The organism is Streptomyces xinghaiensis S187 (assembly GCF_000220705.2).
Taxonomy (GTDB): Bacteria; Actinomycetota; Actinomycetes; order Streptomycetales; family Streptomycetaceae; genus Streptomyces; species Streptomyces xinghaiensis.
This window is the reverse complement of record NZ_CP023202.1, coordinates 5,441,856-5,459,385: the sequence shown is the minus strand read 5'-3', so window position 1 is coordinate 5,459,385 and position 17,530 is coordinate 5,441,856. Positions and strand designations below refer to the sequence as shown.

Genomic DNA, 17,530 nt, shown 5'->3' with positions numbered 1-17,530 from the left:
GGAGGGGAACGCGGGGGCCGGGGACGGGGTCATCGTCCGTGCCGGGCGATGACCTCCTCGTACACCCCGTGCAGGTCCTCGACGACCGCGTCGATGGAGAACTTGTCGTGGATCAGGCGGTGCGCGGCCCCGGAGGCCTCGGCGTTGGCGGCCGGGTCCAGCAGTTCCAGGATCGCCTGCCCGACCAGCGGCCCGTTGTCGGCGTCGGGGCGGCTGTCCACGACCCGTCCGGCGCCCGCCTCCGCCACGTCCGGCGACAGCCCGCCGGTCTTGGTGACGACCACGGGGAGCCCCACCGACATGGCCTCCAGGATGGAGACGGCGAAGGGCTCCACCACGGACGGCAGGACGTAGACGTCGGAGCGGCGCAGCTGCTCCAGGACCTCGGTGTGGCCGAGCGGGCCCACGTACTCCACCGAGTCCGCCACCCCCAGCCGGGCCGCCAGGGCCAGCATCTCGTCGGCCAGCGGGCCGGTGTCCGGCCCGGCGAGCACGAAGCGCGCCTCGGGGTACTTGGCGAGGACCACGGGCATGGCGGAGATGAAGTCCTCCGGCCGCTTGCGGGCCTGGACGCGGGCCAGATAGAGCACGGTCGGCGGCCGGTCCCCGGTGGTGGCGGGGCGGCGCTCCTGCGGCTGGACGCCGTTGACCAGCCGGTGGGTGTGGCGCAGCGGGTCGGGTGCGATGACCGCCGCCACGTCCTCCCGCTCCATCTCCGTCAGATGCAGGACGGCGTCGGCCTCGCGCAGCACCTTGCGCAGGCCCAGGACGTCGACGAGCTGGGCGACGCGCTTCTCGGTCGGGTCGATCATGCCGTGCGTCTGCAGGACCAGCGGGGTGCCGCAGCGCAGCGCGATCAGCGCGATGGGCAGCGTGATGAGATCCCGCATCAGATGGACGTGGACGACGTCGGCGCCCCTCACCATGCGGTGCGCGCGGGCGAGCAGGGCCGGTGAGGTGATGCCGCTGACCTCGAAGGCCGGCAGCACGTGCCGGGCCTGGTACAGCCAGGCGGGCACCCCCTCGACGGTGTCGGGCAGCGGGCCGTCGAAGCGGTCGCCGAGCGCGGTGATCCGGGCGTCCACGCCACGCCGCCGCAGCCCTCGTGAGAGGTTCAGCGCGACGCGGGTGGGACCGCCGAAGTCATTGGTCGGTGTGTGCAGCGTGACCGCGTGCAGGACCTTCACGAAGTGTTCCTCCCCCCGATGCCCCCCGGCATCGTGCCGTCAGCGTATCGGCGGCGCGCGGCCGCCCGCAGGCTTATCGAACGAAGTGGCGGACGGTGTGCGGGGACGCTTCTAGACTGCAGGCCGGGGGGCGGCTGCCGTGCCGTCCCGGGGGCCGAACTCGCGTACGTCTGGGGGGGACATGGCAGTCGACCTGCCGGCGGGACCGGCCGGAGCGGCGGGACGGGCCGGACCGGGGAAAGCCGGACCGGCGGACGGGCCGGGCAAGGGGCCGGGCAGCGGGCCGGGCAAGGGGCCGGGAAACGTCCCGCCCGCGTCCGGCGGCGGCCCGGGCGCGCCCGGCGGACCGCCCGCGCCGGGCCCGTCCGTACCCGGACCGCCCGCGCCCGCACCGCCGTCCGCCACCGACTCCGCGCCGCGCGCCGTGCTCTCCCGGGCGCTGTCCGTCCCGCTGATCCTCGGGCTGGTCTTCGGACTGCCCGCCGTGGTGTCCGCCCAGTACGGCGACGGGGTGCGGGACGAGGCGTACTGGCTGCAGCTGGCCCTCACCTGCTACGCCGGTGCCCGGCTCTCCGCGATGGTGCTGACGGCCCGGCGCCGGCTGATCCAGGGCGCCTTCTGGCTGTTCTGCTACATCGCCATGGGCGTGGCCCCGCTCGCGCAGGCCGTGCTCGGCCGCACGCCCACCCCGGTGGTCGGTCCCCGCTCCGACACGGTGCTCGCCATCGCGCTGGTACTGCTGGGCTGCGTCGCGTTCGACGTGGGCGTGCTGCTGGCCCGGCACCGCCCCGCGCTCCGCATCCGCTGGTCGCCGCCCGCGGCCTCGGTGGGCCGCCGGCGGCTCTACCTGCTGATCCTGCTCGCCTACGCGGGCAGCGGGCTGTTCATCGTCCAGCTCGGCGGCCCCGCCGTCTTCTTCGAGAGCCGCCAGGAGATCAGCGAGTCCATCGGGGCCAGCGGGGCGGGCGGCGGTGACGGCAATGTCGGCTCGGCATTCCTGCGCGGCTTCGGCACCGTACCGGCGCTGCTGGCGCTGCTCTTCCTGCTGCGCTGGCTGGTCACCTCCAAGGTGCCGCGGCGCAGCCCGGTGATCCTGCTGCTCCTGGCCGGGCTGGTGGTCGTCAACGCCGTCGTCAACAACCCGGTCTCCAACCCGCGGTACTGGTTCCTCACCGTCGCCTTCGCGATCCTCTTCACGGCCTTCCCCAAGAGCCCGGTGATGTACCGGACCTCGCTGGCTCTCGGAGTGATCGCGGCGCTGCTGCTCTTCCCCTTCATGGACCGCTTCCGGTACGACGAGGAGGGCCGCAAGGCCGTGGAGTCCTCCTCCTTCGTGGAGCCCCTGACGCTCAAGGACTACGACCAGATCGGCATGTTCGCCAACACGATCACCTTCGTCGACTCCGGCGCGGGCCACTCCTACGGGCGGCAACTGGCCGGAACGACGTTCTTCTTCGTGCCCCGCTCGCTCTGGGACGGCAAGCCCCTGGACTCGGGGGTGCGGGTCGGGCAGTGGATGGGGATGACCAACACCAACCTCTCCTCGCCGCTCTGGGCGGAGCTGTGGCTCGACTTCGGCTCCGGCGGCATGGTGGCCGGCTTCCTGGGGCTGGGCTATCTCTGCGCCCGCGGCGACCGGCGGTACGCCCTGCGCACGGTGGACGACGAACGGCCGGGCAACATCACCGCGGCCGTCATCCCGCTGATCGCCGGCTACTCCTTCATCCTGCTCCGGGGCCCGCTGCTGCAGGCCGCCGGGCGCATCGGGATCGCGCTGTTCTGCCTGGCCCTGGTGACGACGTTCCGCTCGGACGTCCGGAAACTGCTGCGGTAGACGGCGGGGCCGCGCCGCGCACGGGCGCGCAGCCGTGGCCGGAGCGCCTAGCGTCCACCGCCCCCGGACGCCCCCGCCCCCGCCCCGGCCCGGTCCCCGGGGGCGGCGGCCGCGCCGGTGTCCCGTGCCGCGCCGCGTCCGAGGAGGACCGCGCGGGTCCAGGCCGCGGCGGCCTTGAGGGCGGAGCCGAGGCAGAGGCCCCAGGCCGCGCCGAGGACACCGCCGAGGACGTAGCCGCCGATGAGGAGGGCCACCGAGAGCAGGGAGAAGACCACCTGGATCGGCAGGGTGGCCCGGGGGCTGAGCACGCGCAGGGTCAGCAGCGCGCAGGTGCCCAGGGCGATGGCCGTGTACTGGGCCCCGGTGGCCGGGAGCAGCGCGGAGGCGGAGTCCCAGGTGGCGCCGAGGAGTTCGCGCCCCGCCCGGTCGGGCAGCAGGGTGAGGACGCCGGCCCAGAGCGCCGCGGTGCCCGCGAGGACGAGGGCGAGAACGGCCGTGGCGCGGATGCGGCGCCCGGTGCCGGAGACCCGGTTCAGGAGCGGCGGGCCGAAGGAGGTCGCCGCGTTGAAGAGGACGTTCATCGGGCCGAAGAGGGCCACGGCGCCGCGGAGCGCGCCGACGGCGAGCTGGTTGGCGAAGAGCCCGAGCCCGACGATCGCGAGCTGGCTCGACGCGTTGCCGACGGCGAACTCCAGCACGAACCGCCGCCCCAGATGCCCCCGGCGCAGGAACCGGCGCGGATCGCCCGGCACACCGCGCAGCCGCGGCCACAGCAGCGCCGTGCCGAGCAGGAGGGCCGGGAGGGCGGACAGGCCCCAGACGGCGATGAGCCGGCTCGGCCCGCTGCCCTGCGGCTGGAGCGCGAGAGCGGGAACCACGGCGGCGAGCCGCAGCAGGTCGGCGGCGAGGGCCAGATGGGGCAGCCGGAGGGTGGAGCAGCAGTAGCGGACGGCGTCCTGGGTCAGGACGACCGGCAGGACGAGGCCGAGGACGGCGAGCCCGCGCGCCGTCTCCCCGGGCACGAGGACGAGCACGGCGGCCATGACGGCGCCGGTCGCGGCGGAGACACCGGCGGTGAAGACGAGCGCGGAGCGGCAGGCGGAGCGGACGGCGGACGGCTCCCCGCGCTCCAGCACCAGGGCCTGCCCGACGTAGGAGACGCAGAGGCCGAGCAGGACGGTGAAGACGGTGTAGACGATGGAGAAGACGGAGAAGCCGGCGGCGGTGGAGAGCCGGGCGGCGACGATCAGCACCGCGATGTTGGTGAGCGCGGAGACGCCCTGGTCGGCGACGGAGCAGAGCACGGCGGCCCGCGTCCGCAGCCCCCCGGCGCCGGGCTCCCCGGCCGTGGATTCCCCCGCGCCGCCTTTCCCGGCTCCGGGTTCCCCGGCTCCGGCACCGCCGGACCCGCTCCCTCCGGGCCCGGGGGCTCCGGCCCCGCGCTCCCCGGCTTCCGCGCCGCCGGGTCCGCCGGGCTCGGCGGGTCCTGCGGCCCCGGCGCCGGGGTCCGGGCCCGGGGCGCCGCCGGAAGGGCCGTGCGTCACCGGCGGGCCGGGCGGGCCGGGTCCCCGCTGCGGTCGCCCTCCTCACCCGGGCCGCCGGCCCCCTCCCCGGCGGTGGGCCAGGCGACCCGCTGCTGGTCCGCGCCGCCTCCCGGCGCGGTCCCGGGCCCGGCACCGGATCCCGGCGCGGACTCCGCCGCGGTGTCGCGGCCGGTGCCCGTGCCGCCGGTGTCCGCGGCCGGGCGGGGACGCTCCGCGCCGCGCCCGCGGCGGCGGAGGCGGAGGCGGAGGTCGGGGACGCGGCGGCGGCGGGCGGAGTCCTCGGAGTGCAGCAGCGCTCCGAGGACCGTGCCGCCCGCGCCGCTGACGAGTTCGCGGACCCGGGCCAGGTCGTCGCGCCGCACCTCGCGCGGGTCGCAGACCACGAGCACCCCGTCGACGCGGTCGGCGAGCGCTATCGCGTCGGCGTACGAGAGCACGGCGGGCGCGAGGACGACGACCACGGTCCCGGGGGATTCCGCCTCGGCGAACAGCCGGGTGGCGGGCCCGGAGGTGAGCGCGCGGGCGACGTTGCGCACCTTGCTGCCGGGCACCAGGTCGAAGGCGCCGGACTCCCCCGCGTCGATGGGTATCTGCAGCCCGGTCGGCCAGCCGTTGTCGCCGCGGGCGGGGGTGCGGGCCCAGCCGGGCCGTACGCCCTCGGCGGAGCGCAGCTTGTGGGCGAGGCCCGGGGTGCGCAGGTCGGCCTCGACGAGGAGGACGTCCCGGCCCATCTCCACGAAGCAGGCGGTGAGGTTGACGGAGGCCTCGGCGGCGGTGTCGATGGGACCGCGCGGGGCGACGACGAGCAGCCGCCGCCGTTCGGCGAAGCCCTGGTCGTAGGCGAGGCGGAAGGCGATCGAGCGGTACTCCTCGGCGACCCGGCCCTGGGCCAGCAGCCGCCGCGGCTGCTTCCGCCGCGGCCGGGGGAGCGTGCCGAGCACGGGTGCGTGCAGGGCACGGACCACGTCGCTCTGGGAGCGGGCGGTGGGGTCGAAGACCAGCCGCACCCAGGCGGCGACCAGGCCGATGCCGATGCCGACGGCGCCGCCGAGGCCGAGCAGCAGCGGCAGCCCGGGGCCGGAGGCCGCGGCCGGCGGGGTGGCGGTGCGGACCACGAAGCCGGGGGTGGTGTCCACCGCCTTGAGCTTGGTGATGCTGCTGTTGAGCTCGGAGATCCTGCCGATGACGCCGGACTGCACGGAGAGCGTCGTGTCCAGGGCCCGGCCCTCGCCGAGCCCGTCGATCTGCTCGGCGAGCTTGTCGCGCTGCTTCTTCAGCGGTTCGAGCTGCTCCTCGTAGCCCTGGATCATGTTGTCGATCACGGACTGGGTCTGGTCGCGCCGGTTGTCGAGGTAGGCCTGGGTGAGGGCGTTGGCGGCCGTCGCGGCCGTCCGCGGGGAGCCGTCGGTGTAGGAGAAGCGCAGGACCAGGGTGTTGGGCGGGTTGGTGACCTGGAGGCCGTCCTGCAGCCGCGCGACGCGGTCGGGGTCGCCCAGCTCCTTCGCGGCGCGGGCGGCGACGGCGTTGCTGAGCGCCGTCTGGCGCTCGGAGCCCATGCTGACCTCCTTCTCGGGGTTGCCGCCGCCGGGCGAGAAGGGGTCGAAGCTGGCCGAGCGCACGGTCACCTCGCTGGTGGCCGTGTAGGCGGCGCCGCCGGCGAGGGCGGTCCAGGCCCCGCCGAGCAGGCCGAGGACGACGCCGGCCACGAGCAGCACGCGGTAGCGCAGCAGTTGGCGGAACTGGTCGCGCAGCAGGTCCGGCTCGTCGGGCCCCTGCTGGGCGCCGGGCTGTACCACCGTCATCAGCGGGGTCCCCTCGGGCTCGGGTGTGTCTCCAGTGCCTCGTCGAGGAGCCCGGTGATCCGGGCCAGCCCGGCCTCACGGCTGAGGTGGGCGTCGACGTAGATGGGGCCGCGGGCGCCGAGCGCGTCGGCCGCGGCGGGGTCGGCGGCCAGTTTCCGGACCGCGTCCAGCAGCGCGTCCGGGTCCTCCGGGGGGACGAGCACGCCCGCCCCGGAGCGCCGCACCTCCCCGGCGGTGCCCCCCTCCTCCGCGACGGAGGCGACCACGGGCCGGCCGGCGGCGAAGTAGGAGGTGAGTTTGGACGGGATGCTCATGTCCAGGACGGAGGCGCGCTGGGTGACGGCCAGGACATCGGCCGCGGCGAGGACGTCGGGGAACTCGGCCTCCCCGGCGGGCGGGAGGAAGCGCAGGTTCGGCAGCCCCCGGCCGAGGCCCTGGAGCCGTTCGCGCTGGTTGCCGTCCCCCATGAGGACGATGTCGACGCCCGGTTCGGCGCGGGCCGCGCCGACGAGCACCTCCAGCCCCTGCTTGAGGCCCATGTTGCCGGAGTGCAGCACGACGGTGCGGTCGGCGTCCCAGCCGAGCCGGGCGCGGGTCTCGGCCCGGGGCCGCGAAGGGCGGGCCACGTGCGACCAGTTGGGCACCAGCCGGATGCGCCCCGGGTCCACGCCCATGGCGGCCACCTTGTCGGTGAACGTCTCGTGGATGACGCCGACCAGGGTCGCCCGGCCGAGCACGCGGCGCTCGACCGCGGCGGCCGCGGCGGCGGCGCGGTCACCGCCGCGGATGCCGCTCTGTGCCGCGGCGGCGCCCATGAGGTCCTGGACGACGGGAACGTACGGGACGCCGTGCCGGCCGGCGATCCGGGCGCCGAGGACGCCGCCGGCGAGGCTCGGCAGCTGGGCGACCACGGCGTCGGGCCGGCCCATCCGGGGCGGTGCGAGCAGTCCCCCGGCGAGTATGGACGCCTCGTACAGGGCCCGGCGCACGGCGGTCTGCCGGGGCGGCACGGTGTGCCGGCGACGGTGGACCCGCACGCCGGCGCGGGTCTCCTCGCGGCGCCAGACGCCGCGGTACGCCGGATCGGCCCGCCAGGCGGGATAGTGCGGGATGCCCGCGAGGACATGGGTCTCGATCCGCCCGCCGGCGGCCCAGTGTTCGGCGATCTGCGTGGCGTACGGCCCTATTCCGGCCTGCTCTGGCGCGTAGTTGGTGGAGACGAGCAGAACCCGTCTCCCCGCGGCCGTACCGGTCTCCGGCATGGCGCGCTCCTCCCCCCGGAGTCGAATGGCAGCAACCCTAACCGTTCATTACTGCAACGTGGCTTTCTTCTCTGTTAGTTGGCCTTTCGCAATCCGACCGTGAAGGACCCCCGCATCCGGCTATCGTCGACAGCGGCGCGCTGGGGAGCGCGCCGTGAAGGGGGGTACCACCGCATGACGCACACCGTCGGTTATGCACCGGGTGTCTACGATCTGTTCCACGTGGGTCACCTCAACATCCTGAGACACGCACGGGCCCGATGTGACTATCTCATCGCAGGAGTGGTCTCGGACGAGATGGCGGAACTGGCCAAAGGCCGGACGCCCGTGGTCCCGCTGGTGGAGCGGCTGGAGATCATCCGCTCCATCCGCTTCGTCGACGCCGCGTTCGTCGAGACCGTGCCGGACAAGCTGGAGACCTGGCAGCAGGTCCGCTTCGACAAGATCTTCAAGGGCGACGACTGGCGCGGCACGCCCAAGGGCGACCAGCTCGAACAGGACTTCGCGACCGTGGGCGTGGAGGTCGTCTACTTCCCGTACACCGTCCACACCTCCAGCACCCAGCTGCGGCGCGCCCTCGACACCCTGGCACAGCCCGTCACACCGGGCGTATCGCGGTCAGCTCCCGGAACCACTTCGCCATGAAGGCCACCAGGAAGAGCGCGTGCACGACGAACAGGGCGGTATAGGCGGCCAGGAACACCGTCTCGCTGCCGAGCAGCAGGAACACCGCGCAGAAGACGCCGTAGTCCACCGGCAGCAGCGCCACCGCCCGCAGCCGCGAGGGGGGCGGAGCCGGAACACCGGCCGGCGCCGCGCCCCGCGGCTTGAGCTTGTCGGCCAGCAGCCCGCCCGTGAAGATCAGCAGGGCGGCGGACTGGAAGCCCAGCGGCACCAGCAGCCAGCCCGGCCCGGGCAGGTCGAAGAACCGGTGGAAGGAGATCAGCACGGCGGCGTGCAGCGCGGCGATCTTCGCCGCGTCCACCACATGGTCGAGCCACTCCCCCGCCGGGCTGCTCTCCTTGCGCAGCCGGGCCAGCTGGCCGTCCGCCGAGTCGAGCGCGAAGCCCACCACCAGAGCCGCCCAGACGGCCGCGGCCAGCCCCCAGGAGGGCCGGACGAGCGCGAGCGCCGCCACCCCCGCGAAGCTGAACGCCCCGCTGACCAGCGTCACCTGATTCGGCGTCAGCCGGGCCCGGTACGCCGCCGCGGCGAGGATCCGCCCGGCGGGGCGGTTGACGTAACGGGAGTAGAGCGACACCCCCTTCGCCGTCTTCTGCGCCCCGCGCAGCTCACGCAGCGCCGCCGCGTACCCCGACTCCGCAGTCCCGGCCATCATCCCCCCAGACGAGAGCACACCCCCGGTGGGCGGTCACCCACGCACCGTGCATGATGGCACGCGCCGCGGACAACCGTCCGCCGCCCGCGGACCGGCGCCGCCCCGCCGCACCCCGCCGCGGGTGCCCGGGCCCCGCCACTCTCTCGCGGCCCGTCCCGGCGGAGGCTGAACGTCCCACCGTCGTTGTGCGTTCCACCGGTTACCGGTGCACCCGGGACCACGACCCGCCGGGGCGGCGGAACGTGATCCCCGCCCGGCGCCGGCCCCACGCCCGGTAGGGTTGCGCCGAATCGAGCAGTCCGAAGGAGCATCGAGCCCCATGAGACGCAGGTTGCCGCAGGTGACGGCGGTCCTGTCGGCCACAGCACTGCTGACGCTGACGGGTTGCGTGACGGTGCACGGCGAACGCGCGGTGGTACCGGCCGTGACGAAGGCCGAGGCCGCCAAGGCGCTCGAACGGTTCACCGACGGCTACAACCGGGCCAACCGCGAGCTCGACCCGGCCCTCGGTGCCCGGGTGGAGACCGGCGCGCTCCAGACCATGGGAGAGGCCGACCTCAAGGCCCGCCGGGTGAAGAACCCGGACGGCCTGCCCGACTACCCGCCGCTCAAGCTGACCGACGCGCGCTTCGCCATCCCCCGGCAGGCCGGCTGGCCGAAGTTCTTCGTCGCCGACACCGACAGCAACCGCGACGACAACCGCTGGCTCCTCGTCTTCACCCGGAGCGCTCTCGACGACCCGTGGAAGGCCGCGTATCTGTCGATCCTCAGCCGGGACGAGGTGCCGGAGTTCGCGGTCGACGAGGACGGCTACGCCGAGCCGGTGACCGGCGGCCGCGGCTCCGCCCTGGTCACGGACCCGGCGAAGATCAGCAAGACGTACACCGACTATCTCGGCTCGGGCGAGGGGGAGCTCTTCGCCGACGGCTACGCCACCTCCGCCCAACTGGCGTACCGCAAGCAGGAGAGCAAGACCCCCAAGTACTGGACGCAGTTCGCCGACCAGCCGGCCCGGCCGCCGCAGTACCGCACCGTGGCCCTCCGCACGGAGGACGGCGGGGCGCTCGCCTTCTTCGCCGCGCACCACACGCAGAAGCAGACGATGGCCGAGGGCTTCACCATCAACAAGATCAACGATCAGAAGGCCAACGCCCTGCTGACCGGGAAGGCCGAGAAGAGCCTCACCCTGGTGCGGATATCGCAGTCGGCGGTGAGCATTCCGCCGAAGGAGGACGGCGGGAAGGTCGTCTTCCTCAACCGGCTGGAGGGCCTGACCGCGGCCCGCGGCGGCTGACCGCCGCGCGCCGGCACCCGCCCCTCGGGCCGGTGCCGGTGCCGGCAGCCTGCACCTGTGCCGGTCAGCGGCCCATCGGCCAGGCCGGGGCCTCCTGGCCCGCGCCCGCCCGGTCCGCGTACTGGGCGCAGGCGTCCGTCAGCGCCTCCAGCAGCGTCAGCGGGTCGGGCAGCGGCCGCTCCGGCCCGCGCAGCCAGCGCACCGAACCCCCCGCGGGCAGCGCGGCGGGCGGTACGAGCACATAGCTGCCCCGGCAGTGCCAGCGCAGTCCGGGGTGCTCGTCCATGGTCTCGGGGTGGCAGTCCAGTTCGCAGGGCCACCACTCGTCCTCGTCCTCGGGCTTGCCTCGGGTGGCCGTGAAGAAGAGCACCCGGCCGAGCGGGCCGCCGTCGCCGCTCTCCGCGACCGGGCCGACCTCCACCCCCTCGGCCTCCAGCCGCTCCAGGGCCTGGAGCCCGGCCTCGGCGGGGACGTCCAGCACATCGTGGTCGATGCCGGTGGCCGTGATGAAGTTGGCCTGCGGACGGTCGTGCAGCAGCTTGCGGATCTTCTCGGCATCGGTGGTCGCCTGGGTCTGCCAGGCGAAGGAGACGGGGTGCCGACCGGGTGTGGGGCAGCCGATCCGGTCGCAGGAGCAGCCGTACCCCTCGGGGTGGGCGGCCTCCGCCAGGGGAAAGCCCGCGGCCACGGCCGCCAGCAGCAGGTTCTCACGGTCCGCGGCCGCCGCCTCGGCGGCCGTACGGCCCCGCGCCCCACCTCGCGGGCGGCGGCGCAGCCACTGGGAGAACCCTTTTTCGCGTTCCATCGCTCCCCTAACGTCGACCGTTGCCCGGTCAATGCTGCCACCTTCCGGGGCCCGAGGTGGCCGGTGTTCACATCCGGGGTACCCGCCGTTACCCGCCTTGTGGCTTGCCATGGGCACTGATGTCCGGATATTCCGCGCCTCCACTGTCTTCATGCTCACAGGGCCGGCGGCCGGGCCCGCGTCTTCCCCGCGGTGTCTCCCCTGCCACGGGTGCCCGGCCCGGTCCCCGGTTGCGGCACGGGGCGGCCGTTCCGTCAGCGCGCGGGGGGAGCGAGCGAGCGCAGCACCATCTCGACGACGGTGTCCGCGAAAGCGTGGGTCAGCGGACGGGTCCGCAGCATCCAGCGGTGGTGCAGCGGCCCGACGAGCAGTTCCAGCGCCACCCGCAGATCCGTGTCCTCCGCGATGTCGCCGGCCCGCTGGGCGCTGCGCAGCCGCTCCTCGTAGGCGGCGAGCTGCGGTTCGAGCACCTTGGCCGTCAACTCGGCCGCCAGCACCGGGTCGTTCTGGCTCTCGGCGGCGAGCGCCCGGCTCGGCAGGTCGAAGCGGGGGTCGTTGAGCTCGTCGACCGTGGCCCGCATGACCTGCTTGAGGTCGGCCTCCAGATCGCCCGTGTCGGGAAGGGCGATCCCGCCCGCGTCCTCACCGAGGGCGAGGAAGGAGTCGAACAGCACCGCCGCCTTGGACGGCCACCAGCGGTAGATCGTCTGCTTGCCGACGCCCGCACGGGCCGCGATGGCCTCGATGGTGAGTTTGCCGAACCCGGTCTCGGCGACCAGTTCGAGAGCGGCGTCGAGAATGGCGCGGCGGGAGCGTTCGCTGCGGCGGGAGGTCTGCGGGCTGCGAGGTTCGGCCATGGCGAGAATCTAGCAGTCGGGCGAGGCGGCATATTTCACCCCGAACCGCCTCGGGCGGCCGGCCCCGTCAGTCCGCGCCGGGAGCGGCGGGCGGCGGGGGCCAGGTGTCGCCCCAGGCGGTGTCGCGCGCCCGGCGGTAGCCGGCGCCGTGCCGCTTGGTGACCGTCTCCCGGCGCAGGGTGCCCTCCGGTGTGCACAGGTCCAGCAGCACCTGCCCCTTGCGGATCTGCGGGTGGCGCACGACGCGCGGGACGGCCGGACCGGCAGGCGCCTCCCCGTCCGCGCCGGCGTCCGCATCCGCGTCCGGCGCCGGGGCCGGGAGGCGGGTGGCCGCCACATAGGCGAACTTCTCGTCCTCGTACGGCAGGGAGCCGCCCTTGACGCGGCGGTGCAGCGCGGACCGGCCGACCCGGGCCGCGAAGTGGCACCAGTCGCGGCCCGGCTCCATCGGGCAGGCCGCGCTGTGCGGGCAGGGCGCGGCGATCCGCAGCCCGGCCGCGGTGAGCCGCTCCCGGGCCTCGCGCAGCCGCAGATAGCCCTCCGGGGTGCCCGGTTCGACGAGGACCACGGTCCGCGCCGCGCGGGCCGCCTCGCCGACCACCGCGGCGCGGTCCGCGCCGGTCAGCTCCCCCAGCACGTACGAGACCGTGACCAGGCCGGTCTCCGGCAGCCGCAGCCCGTCACCGATGGCCGCGCGCCGCCACTCCACCGCGCGCAGCCCGGCGGGGCCGGCGGACCCGGCCAGTTCGCGGCCGAGGGCGAGAGCGGGCTCCGCCCAGTCGAGCACGGTGGTGCGGCGGTTCCCGCCGGGCCAGGTGGCCTCGGCCGCCCAGACCGCGGCACCGGTGCCGCCGCCGATGTCGGTGTGGCTCTCCGGTTCCCAGCCGGGGACGCTCGCGCGGAAGGCGGCGAGCGCGGAGTTCACGGCCTCGAAGGTCGCGGGCATCCGGTACGCGGCGTACGCGGTGACGTCCGACCGGTCGCGCAGCACCGGGGCGTCGGTGGGGGTGCGCCCGCGGTAAGTGGCGATCAGCCGTTCGACGGCCCGTGCGGCCTGCCGGGGCGGCAGCCCGTCGAGCAGCTGCGCGAGCCCGGCCCGCAGACCGTCGCCGACGGAGGCGGCCTCGGCCGGGTGGGAGGGAGAGGCGTACATCCGGCCGATTTTAGGTGGTCGGATGGACCGCCGGGACCACGGCGGCCGGGCGGTCCGGGCTGCCGGGCCTGCCGGGCCGCGGACCGAGGTGGCTCAGCTCTCCGCTCCCTCGCGGCGCTCCGTGCCCTCCCGGCGCTCCGTACCGTCCCGGTGCTCCGGCTCGGCCACGACCTCCGTCGGCGGCGGAGTCTCCCGGCGCCGCCACGGGCGGCACAGCAGCAGGAAGGACAGGACGGCCGCCAGCGCGCAGACCAGCTGCACCACCGCCATCGGCACGGCCGTGTCCTCGCCGGCGATGCCGACCAGCGGCGAGGCCACGGCCCCGGCGAGGAAGGTGCTGGTGCCCAGCAGTGCGGAGGCGGAACCAGCGGCGTGCCGGGTGCGCATCAGCGCCTGGGCGTTGGTGTTGGGCATCGCCAGACCCATGGCGGACATCAGCACGAAGAGGGCGGACGCCACCGGCACCAGCCCCACCGCCCCGAACACCCCGCTCGTCATGAGCAGCAGGGCGGTGGCGGCGGCCGTGATCACGGCGAGGCCGAAGGCGAGCACCTTGTCCAGGCTGACGCGTCCGACGAGGATCTTGCCGTTGATCTGGCTGACGCCGATCAGGCCGACGGAATTGATCCCGAACAGCAGGCTGAACATCTGCGGGGAGGCGCCGTAGATCTCCTGGACCACGAAGGCGGAGGCGGCGACGTAGGCGAAGAGGGCGGCGAAGGCGAAGCTGCTGGTGAGCATGTAGCCGGTGAAGACCCGGTCGGCGAGGAGCCCGCGCATCGTGCGGAGGGTGCCGCCGAGGGCCGCGCCGCCGTGCCGCTGCTCGGGCGGCAGGGTCTCGCCCAGCCACCGCCAGGACGCGAAGGTGATCGCGGCCCCGATCAGGGTGAGGACGACGAACACCCCGCGCCAGTCGGTGATCCGCAGCACCTGCCCGCCGACCACGGGGGCGATGATCGGCGCGACCCCGGAGATCAGCATCAGGGTGGAGAAGAAGCGGGCCATCGCGTTGCCGTCGTACAGGTCGCGCACCACGGCGCGGGCGATCACGATGCCCGCCGAGCCGGCCAGCCCCTGCACCAGCCGCAGGGCGATGAGCACCCCGGAGCCGGGGGCCAGCGCGCAGAGGGCGGTGGCGATCACATAGACCACCATGCCGGCGAGCAGCGGGCGGCGGCGCCCCCAGCGGTCGCTCATCGGCCCGATGACGAGCTGGCCGAGGGCCAGGCCGGCGAGGCAGGCGGTGAGGGTCAGCTGGACCGTCGCCGCGGAGCTGCCGAGGGAGCGGCCGACCTCCGGCAGCGCCGGGAGGTACATGTCCATGGAGAGCGGCGGCACGGCGGTCATTCCGCCGAGGATCAGGGTGACCAGCAGGCTCGTCCGCCGCTGTCCGGCCGCCGCCGCGCCGCGGGCGCTCCCGGCGCCGCGGGCGGGACGGGACCGCTGCCGGGGGATCCGCCGGACACCGGCCGGGCCGCTCTTCCGCATAAGCCTCTCCATCGCTGTTGAAATCGCTCCCATATCCTCTCAGCATCAGTGCGGCCGATATCAGGCGGGGATGGTCATGGATCAGATCAAGTGGGGCATTCTGGCAACGGGTGGGATCGCTTCCACCTTCACCGAGCAGGTACGGAGACTGCCGGACGCGGAGATCGCCGCCGTGGCCTCCCGCAGCGCGGGCCCGGCCGAGGCCTTCGCCGAGCGCTTCGGCATCCCGCGGGCGTACGGGAGCTGGGCCGAGCTCGCCGGGGACGCCGAGGTGGACGTGGTGTACGTGGCGACGCCGCACGCCGCGCACCGGGCGGCGGCCGGGCTCTGCCTGGAGGCGGGGCGCGCGGTGCTCTGCGAGAAGCCGTTCACGCTGAACGCGGCCGACGCCGCGGAGCTCGTGGAACTGGCCCGCTCCCGCGGCCGCTTCCTGATGGAGGCCATGTGGACGTACTGCAATCCCGTGGTGCTGGAGATGCTGCGGCTGGTGCGGGACGGCGCCATCGGGGAGGTGCGGGCGGTCCACGCCGACTTCGGCATCACCGGCCCGTTCGACGCCGGCCACCGGATGCGCGATCCGGCGCAGGGCGGCGGCGCGCTCCTCGATCTCGGCGTCTATCCGGTGGCGTTCGCGCAGCTCCTGCTGGGCGAACCGGACGATGTCCAGGCGCGGGCGCAGCTCACCCCGGAGGGCGTGGACTCCAACACCGGCATCCTGCTGGGCTGGGACTCGGGCGCGGTGGGGATGCTGAGCTGTTCGATCACCGCGGACACCCCGATGACGGCCGCCGTGACGGGAACGGCCGGGCGGATCGAGTTCCCGCGCGGCTTCTTCGACCCGCGGCTGTGCGTGCTGCACCGGCCGGGCCGCGAGCCGGAGGAGATCACCGTACGGAGCGAACACAGCGGGATGCAGCACGAGGCGGCCGAGGTCATGCGCTGTCTGCGGGCGGGCGAGAAGGAGTCGCCGCTGGTGCCGCTGGACGGGACGCTGGCCGTGATGCGCACGCTGGACGCGGTGCGCGAGCGGATCGGCGTCCGCTACCCCGGCGAGGACGGTGAGTGAACGGAGCGGAGCCGGCAGCGGGTTGACGGGTCCCGGCCGCCGGGCCACTGCCGCCGGCCCCCACGGCGGCGGCCCCGTCCCGCCCGGGAGCCGGCGGGACGGGGCCGCGGCCGGGACCGTCAGACCTCCCGGAGGCCCGGCGCGCCGGCCTCGGTGACGAAGGACGCGGCCGTGGCGATCGGCGCGCCCGGGGTCGTCACCGCGGGGAGAGTGCGGAAGTCCGCGCGGGCCTTCTCCTCGTCCAGCGTGACGGTGACGTAGCCGCGCCGCCCGTTGTAGAAGCGCATGTGCGGGTTGGCGTCCATGTACCGCCGGTAGTTGGCCGGCTGGTCCGCGCCGTCGCCGCCGCTGCTGAGGGAGGTGGCGACGAACTCGGTGCCGACCGTGCGGGACTCGGGGCGGTCGAAGTCCCGCTTGATGTCGAACGCGTAGCCGACGTGCACGTCACCGGTGAGGACGACGAGGTTCTCCACCCCGGCCGACTCCGCCCCGGCCAGCACGCGTTCGCGGGAGGCGGGGTAACCGTCCCAGGCGTCCATGCTGACCGTGTAGTCGTCGGTGGAGTTGCTGCGCCGCCGGGAGAAGGTGACCTGCTGCGGCACGACGTTCCAGCGGGCCCGCGAGGCGCGCCAGCCGCTCAGCAGCCAGCGCTCCTGGGCGGAGCCGGTGAGGGTGCGCGAGGGGTCCTCGGACTCGGGACCGGGGGCCTTCCAGCCGTCTCCGTAGGCCTGGTCGGAGCGGTACTGGCGGGTGTCGAGGATGTCGAACTGGGCCAGCCCGCCGAACGTCAGCCGCCGGTAGAGCCGCATGTCCGCGCCGTGCGGGCGCTGCGGGGCGCGCAGCGGCTGGTTCTCCCAGTACGCGCGGTAGGCGGCGGCGCGGCGGATCAGGAACTCCTCCGGCGGCACGCCGTTCTCGGGGACGTCGCCGGCGTAGTTGTTCTCGGTCTCGTGGTCGTCCCAGGTGACGACGAAGGGATGGGCGGCGTGGGCGGCGATCAGGTCCGGGTCGGACTTGTAGAGGCCGTAGCGCATCCGGTAGTCGTCGAGGCTGACCGTCTCCCGGTCGAAGTGGGCGGGCAGGGTGCGGTCGCCGGTGTAGGCGCGGGCGCCGCCCGCCGCGTTCACGGCGTACTCGTAGAGGTAGTCGCCGAGGTGGAAGACGACGTCCAGGTCCTCCCGCGCGAGGTGCCCGAGCGCGGTGAAGTAGCCCTGGTGGTAGGCCTGGCAGGAGACGGCGGCGAGCCTGAGGTCCGTGATCCGGGCGCCGGCGGCGGGCGCGGTGCGGGTACGGCCGGCCGGGCTGACGTGGTCCCCGGCGCGGAAGCGGTACCAGTACACCCGGTCCGGTTCGAGGCCGTCCGCCTCGATGTGCAGGGCGTGGTTGTACTCGGGGTGGGCCGTGGCCGTGCCGCGCCGCACGATCCGGGTGAACCGCTCGTCGCGCGCCACCTCCCAGGAGACCTCGACTCTGGCCTCCGGCATTCCGCCGTCGGGTGTGTACGGCTCGGGGGCGAGCCGCGTCCACAGCAGGGCGGAACCGGGCCGGGGATCGCCGGAGGCGACTCCGAGGGTGAACGGATCGGCCGCGAGCGCCCGGCGGGCGTCCAGCTCCGCGGCCTGGGAGCTGCCCGGCAGGTTGGTGGCGAAGGCGAGTGCGGCGGCGGCTCCGGTCACGGTGAGGAAGCGGCGGCGGCCGAGGTGTGCGGCGGCGGCCCGGAGTTCCCGCTCGTGGAACGTGGACGTCATGTGGCCCTCCCCTGACGTGGGTTGGTGTCGGGAAGACAGTGGCGGCGGGGAACGGCGGACCGTTGTCGTGTGCACTACGACCACATGGCCGTCGGATGAGCTTCGCCCCCGACTGGGGCGATCGGCCGCATTACGTCCGCCGAGGGCGCTG

At 74.5% G+C, this 17,530-nt stretch carries 14 protein-coding genes; 4 read left to right on the top strand and 10 right to left on the bottom strand.

The window, feature by feature from the left end; all coding sequences use genetic code 11:
- Positions 1-29: 29 nt before the first annotated feature.
- A complete protein-coding gene (locus SXIN_RS23310; RefSeq protein WP_019709338.1) occupies positions 30-1,187 on the bottom strand; it encodes a glycosyltransferase in 1,158 nt (385 codons plus the stop codon).
- A 181-nt stretch (positions 1,188-1,368) separates the two neighbouring features.
- Here SXIN_RS23310 and SXIN_RS23305 point away from each other — a divergent pair, with 181 nt between their 5' ends.
- Positions 1,369-3,021: an O-antigen polysaccharide polymerase Wzy family protein gene (locus SXIN_RS23305; RefSeq protein ID WP_238153841.1), complete on the top strand. Its 1,653-nt coding sequence runs from the start codon at positions 1,369-1,371 to the stop codon at positions 3,019-3,021.
- Between the two features lie 47 nt (positions 3,022-3,068).
- Here the strand turns inward: SXIN_RS23305 and SXIN_RS23300 are convergent, their stop codons facing one another.
- The 3 genes from SXIN_RS23300 to SXIN_RS23290 all read right to left on the bottom strand — a co-directional run bounded on the left by SXIN_RS23300 (position 3,069) and on the right by SXIN_RS23290 (position 7,629).
- Entirely contained in the window at positions 3,069-4,343 is a 1,275-nt protein-coding gene (locus SXIN_RS23300) for an MATE family efflux transporter (protein WP_238154012.1), read from the bottom strand.
- A 218-nt stretch (positions 4,344-4,561) separates the two neighbouring features.
- A complete protein-coding gene (locus SXIN_RS23295) occupies positions 4,562-6,367 on the bottom strand; it encodes a lipopolysaccharide biosynthesis protein (RefSeq protein WP_095757472.1) in 1,806 nt (601 codons plus the stop codon).
- Positions 6,367-7,629, bottom strand: coding sequence for a glycosyltransferase (locus SXIN_RS23290; RefSeq protein WP_095757471.1), 1,263 nt, complete (start codon positions 7,627-7,629; stop codon positions 6,367-6,369). The genes SXIN_RS23295 and SXIN_RS23290 overlap by 1 nt, the downstream gene beginning before the upstream one ends.
- Before the next feature lie 174 nt (positions 7,630-7,803).
- On the opposite strand from SXIN_RS23290, the gene SXIN_RS23285 reads away from it, so the two are divergent.
- Positions 7,804-8,274, top strand: coding sequence for an FAD synthase family protein (locus SXIN_RS23285; RefSeq protein ID WP_019709334.1), 471 nt, complete (start codon positions 7,804-7,806; stop codon positions 8,272-8,274).
- Here SXIN_RS23285 and SXIN_RS23280 read toward each other — a convergent pair.
- Complete coding sequence (locus tag SXIN_RS23280; RefSeq protein ID WP_019709333.1) at positions 8,228-8,968, bottom strand: CDP-alcohol phosphatidyltransferase family protein; 741 nt, start codon at positions 8,966-8,968, stop codon at positions 8,228-8,230. The two genes, SXIN_RS23285 and SXIN_RS23280, sit on opposite strands and share 47 nt — an antisense overlap.
- A gap of 319 nt (positions 8,969-9,287) precedes the next feature.
- Here SXIN_RS23280 and SXIN_RS23275 point away from each other — a divergent pair, with 319 nt between their 5' ends.
- Positions 9,288-10,262, top strand: a complete 975-nt coding sequence (locus tag SXIN_RS23275; protein WP_039817687.1) for an SCO2278 family lipoprotein — start codon at positions 9,288-9,290, stop codon at positions 10,260-10,262.
- 64 nt (positions 10,263-10,326) lie between these two features.
- Here the strand turns inward: SXIN_RS23275 and SXIN_RS23270 are convergent, their stop codons facing one another.
- The 4 genes from SXIN_RS23270 to SXIN_RS23255 form a co-directional block, all read right to left on the bottom strand.
- Entirely contained in the window at positions 10,327-11,067 is a 741-nt protein-coding gene (locus SXIN_RS23270) for a bifunctional DNA primase/polymerase (RefSeq protein WP_095757470.1), read from the bottom strand.
- Positions 11,068-11,321: 254 nt separating this feature from the next.
- Positions 11,322-11,924 (bottom strand): TetR/AcrR family transcriptional regulator, encoded by a 603-nt coding sequence (locus SXIN_RS23265; RefSeq protein ID WP_019706221.1) that lies wholly within the window; start codon positions 11,922-11,924, stop codon positions 11,322-11,324.
- Between the two features lie 67 nt (positions 11,925-11,991).
- Positions 11,992-13,077, bottom strand: coding sequence for a small ribosomal subunit Rsm22 family protein (locus SXIN_RS23260; RefSeq protein ID WP_095757469.1), 1,086 nt, complete (start codon positions 13,075-13,077; stop codon positions 11,992-11,994).
- 93 nt (positions 13,078-13,170) lie between these two features.
- Positions 13,171-14,565, bottom strand: a complete 1,395-nt coding sequence (locus SXIN_RS23255; protein WP_095757468.1) for a multidrug effflux MFS transporter — start codon at positions 14,563-14,565, stop codon at positions 13,171-13,173.
- Positions 14,566-14,641: 76 nt separating this feature from the next.
- Between SXIN_RS23255 and SXIN_RS23250 the strand changes: the two genes are divergently transcribed.
- Positions 14,642-15,631, top strand: a complete 990-nt coding sequence (locus SXIN_RS23250) for a Gfo/Idh/MocA family protein (protein WP_019709331.1) — start codon at positions 14,642-14,644, stop codon at positions 15,629-15,631.
- A 119-nt stretch (positions 15,632-15,750) separates the two neighbouring features.
- Here the strand turns inward: SXIN_RS23250 and SXIN_RS23245 are convergent, their stop codons facing one another.
- The gene (locus SXIN_RS23245) at positions 15,751-17,379 is read right to left on the bottom strand and encodes an alkaline phosphatase D family protein (RefSeq protein WP_019709330.1); all 1,629 of its coding nucleotides are present in this window, start codon (positions 17,377-17,379) and stop codon (positions 15,751-15,753) included.
- Between the last annotated feature and the right edge of the window lie 151 nt (positions 17,380-17,530).

What these genes read in the sequence shown, in the direction of transcription:
- SXIN_RS23270 (WP_095757470.1), bottom strand. Translation starts at nt 11,067, where the DNA reads ATGGAACGCGAAAAAGGGTTCTCCCAGTGGCTGCGCCGCCGCCCGCGA.
- SXIN_RS23290 (WP_095757471.1), bottom strand. Translation starts at nt 7,629, where the DNA reads ATGCCGGAGACCGGTACGGCCGCGGGGAGACGGGTTCTGCTCGTCTCC.
- SXIN_RS23295 (WP_095757472.1), bottom strand. Translation starts at nt 6,367, where the DNA reads ATGACGGTGGTACAGCCCGGCGCCCAGCAGGGGCCCGACGAGCCGGAC.
- SXIN_RS23250 (WP_019709331.1), top strand. Translation starts at nt 14,642, where the DNA reads ATGGATCAGATCAAGTGGGGCATTCTGGCAACGGGTGGGATCGCTTCC.
- SXIN_RS23260 (WP_095757469.1), bottom strand. Translation starts at nt 13,077, where the DNA reads ATGTACGCCTCTCCCTCCCACCCGGCCGAGGCCGCCTCCGTCGGCGAC.
- SXIN_RS23305 (WP_238153841.1), top strand. Translation starts at nt 1,369, where the DNA reads ATGGCAGTCGACCTGCCGGCGGGACCGGCCGGAGCGGCGGGACGGGCC.
- SXIN_RS23255 (WP_095757468.1), bottom strand. Translation starts at nt 14,565, where the DNA reads ATGCGGAAGAGCGGCCCGGCCGGTGTCCGGCGGATCCCCCGGCAGCGG.
- SXIN_RS23265 (WP_019706221.1), bottom strand. Translation starts at nt 11,924, where the DNA reads ATGGCCGAACCTCGCAGCCCGCAGACCTCCCGCCGCAGCGAACGCTCC.
- SXIN_RS23280 (WP_019709333.1), bottom strand. Translation starts at nt 8,968, where the DNA reads ATGATGGCCGGGACTGCGGAGTCGGGGTACGCGGCGGCGCTGCGTGAG.
- SXIN_RS23275 (WP_039817687.1), top strand. Translation starts at nt 9,288, where the DNA reads ATGAGACGCAGGTTGCCGCAGGTGACGGCGGTCCTGTCGGCCACAGCA.
- SXIN_RS23285 (WP_019709334.1), top strand. Translation starts at nt 7,804, where the DNA reads ATGACGCACACCGTCGGTTATGCACCGGGTGTCTACGATCTGTTCCAC.
- SXIN_RS23245 (WP_019709330.1), bottom strand. Translation starts at nt 17,379, where the DNA reads ATGACGTCCACGTTCCACGAGCGGGAACTCCGGGCCGCCGCCGCACAC.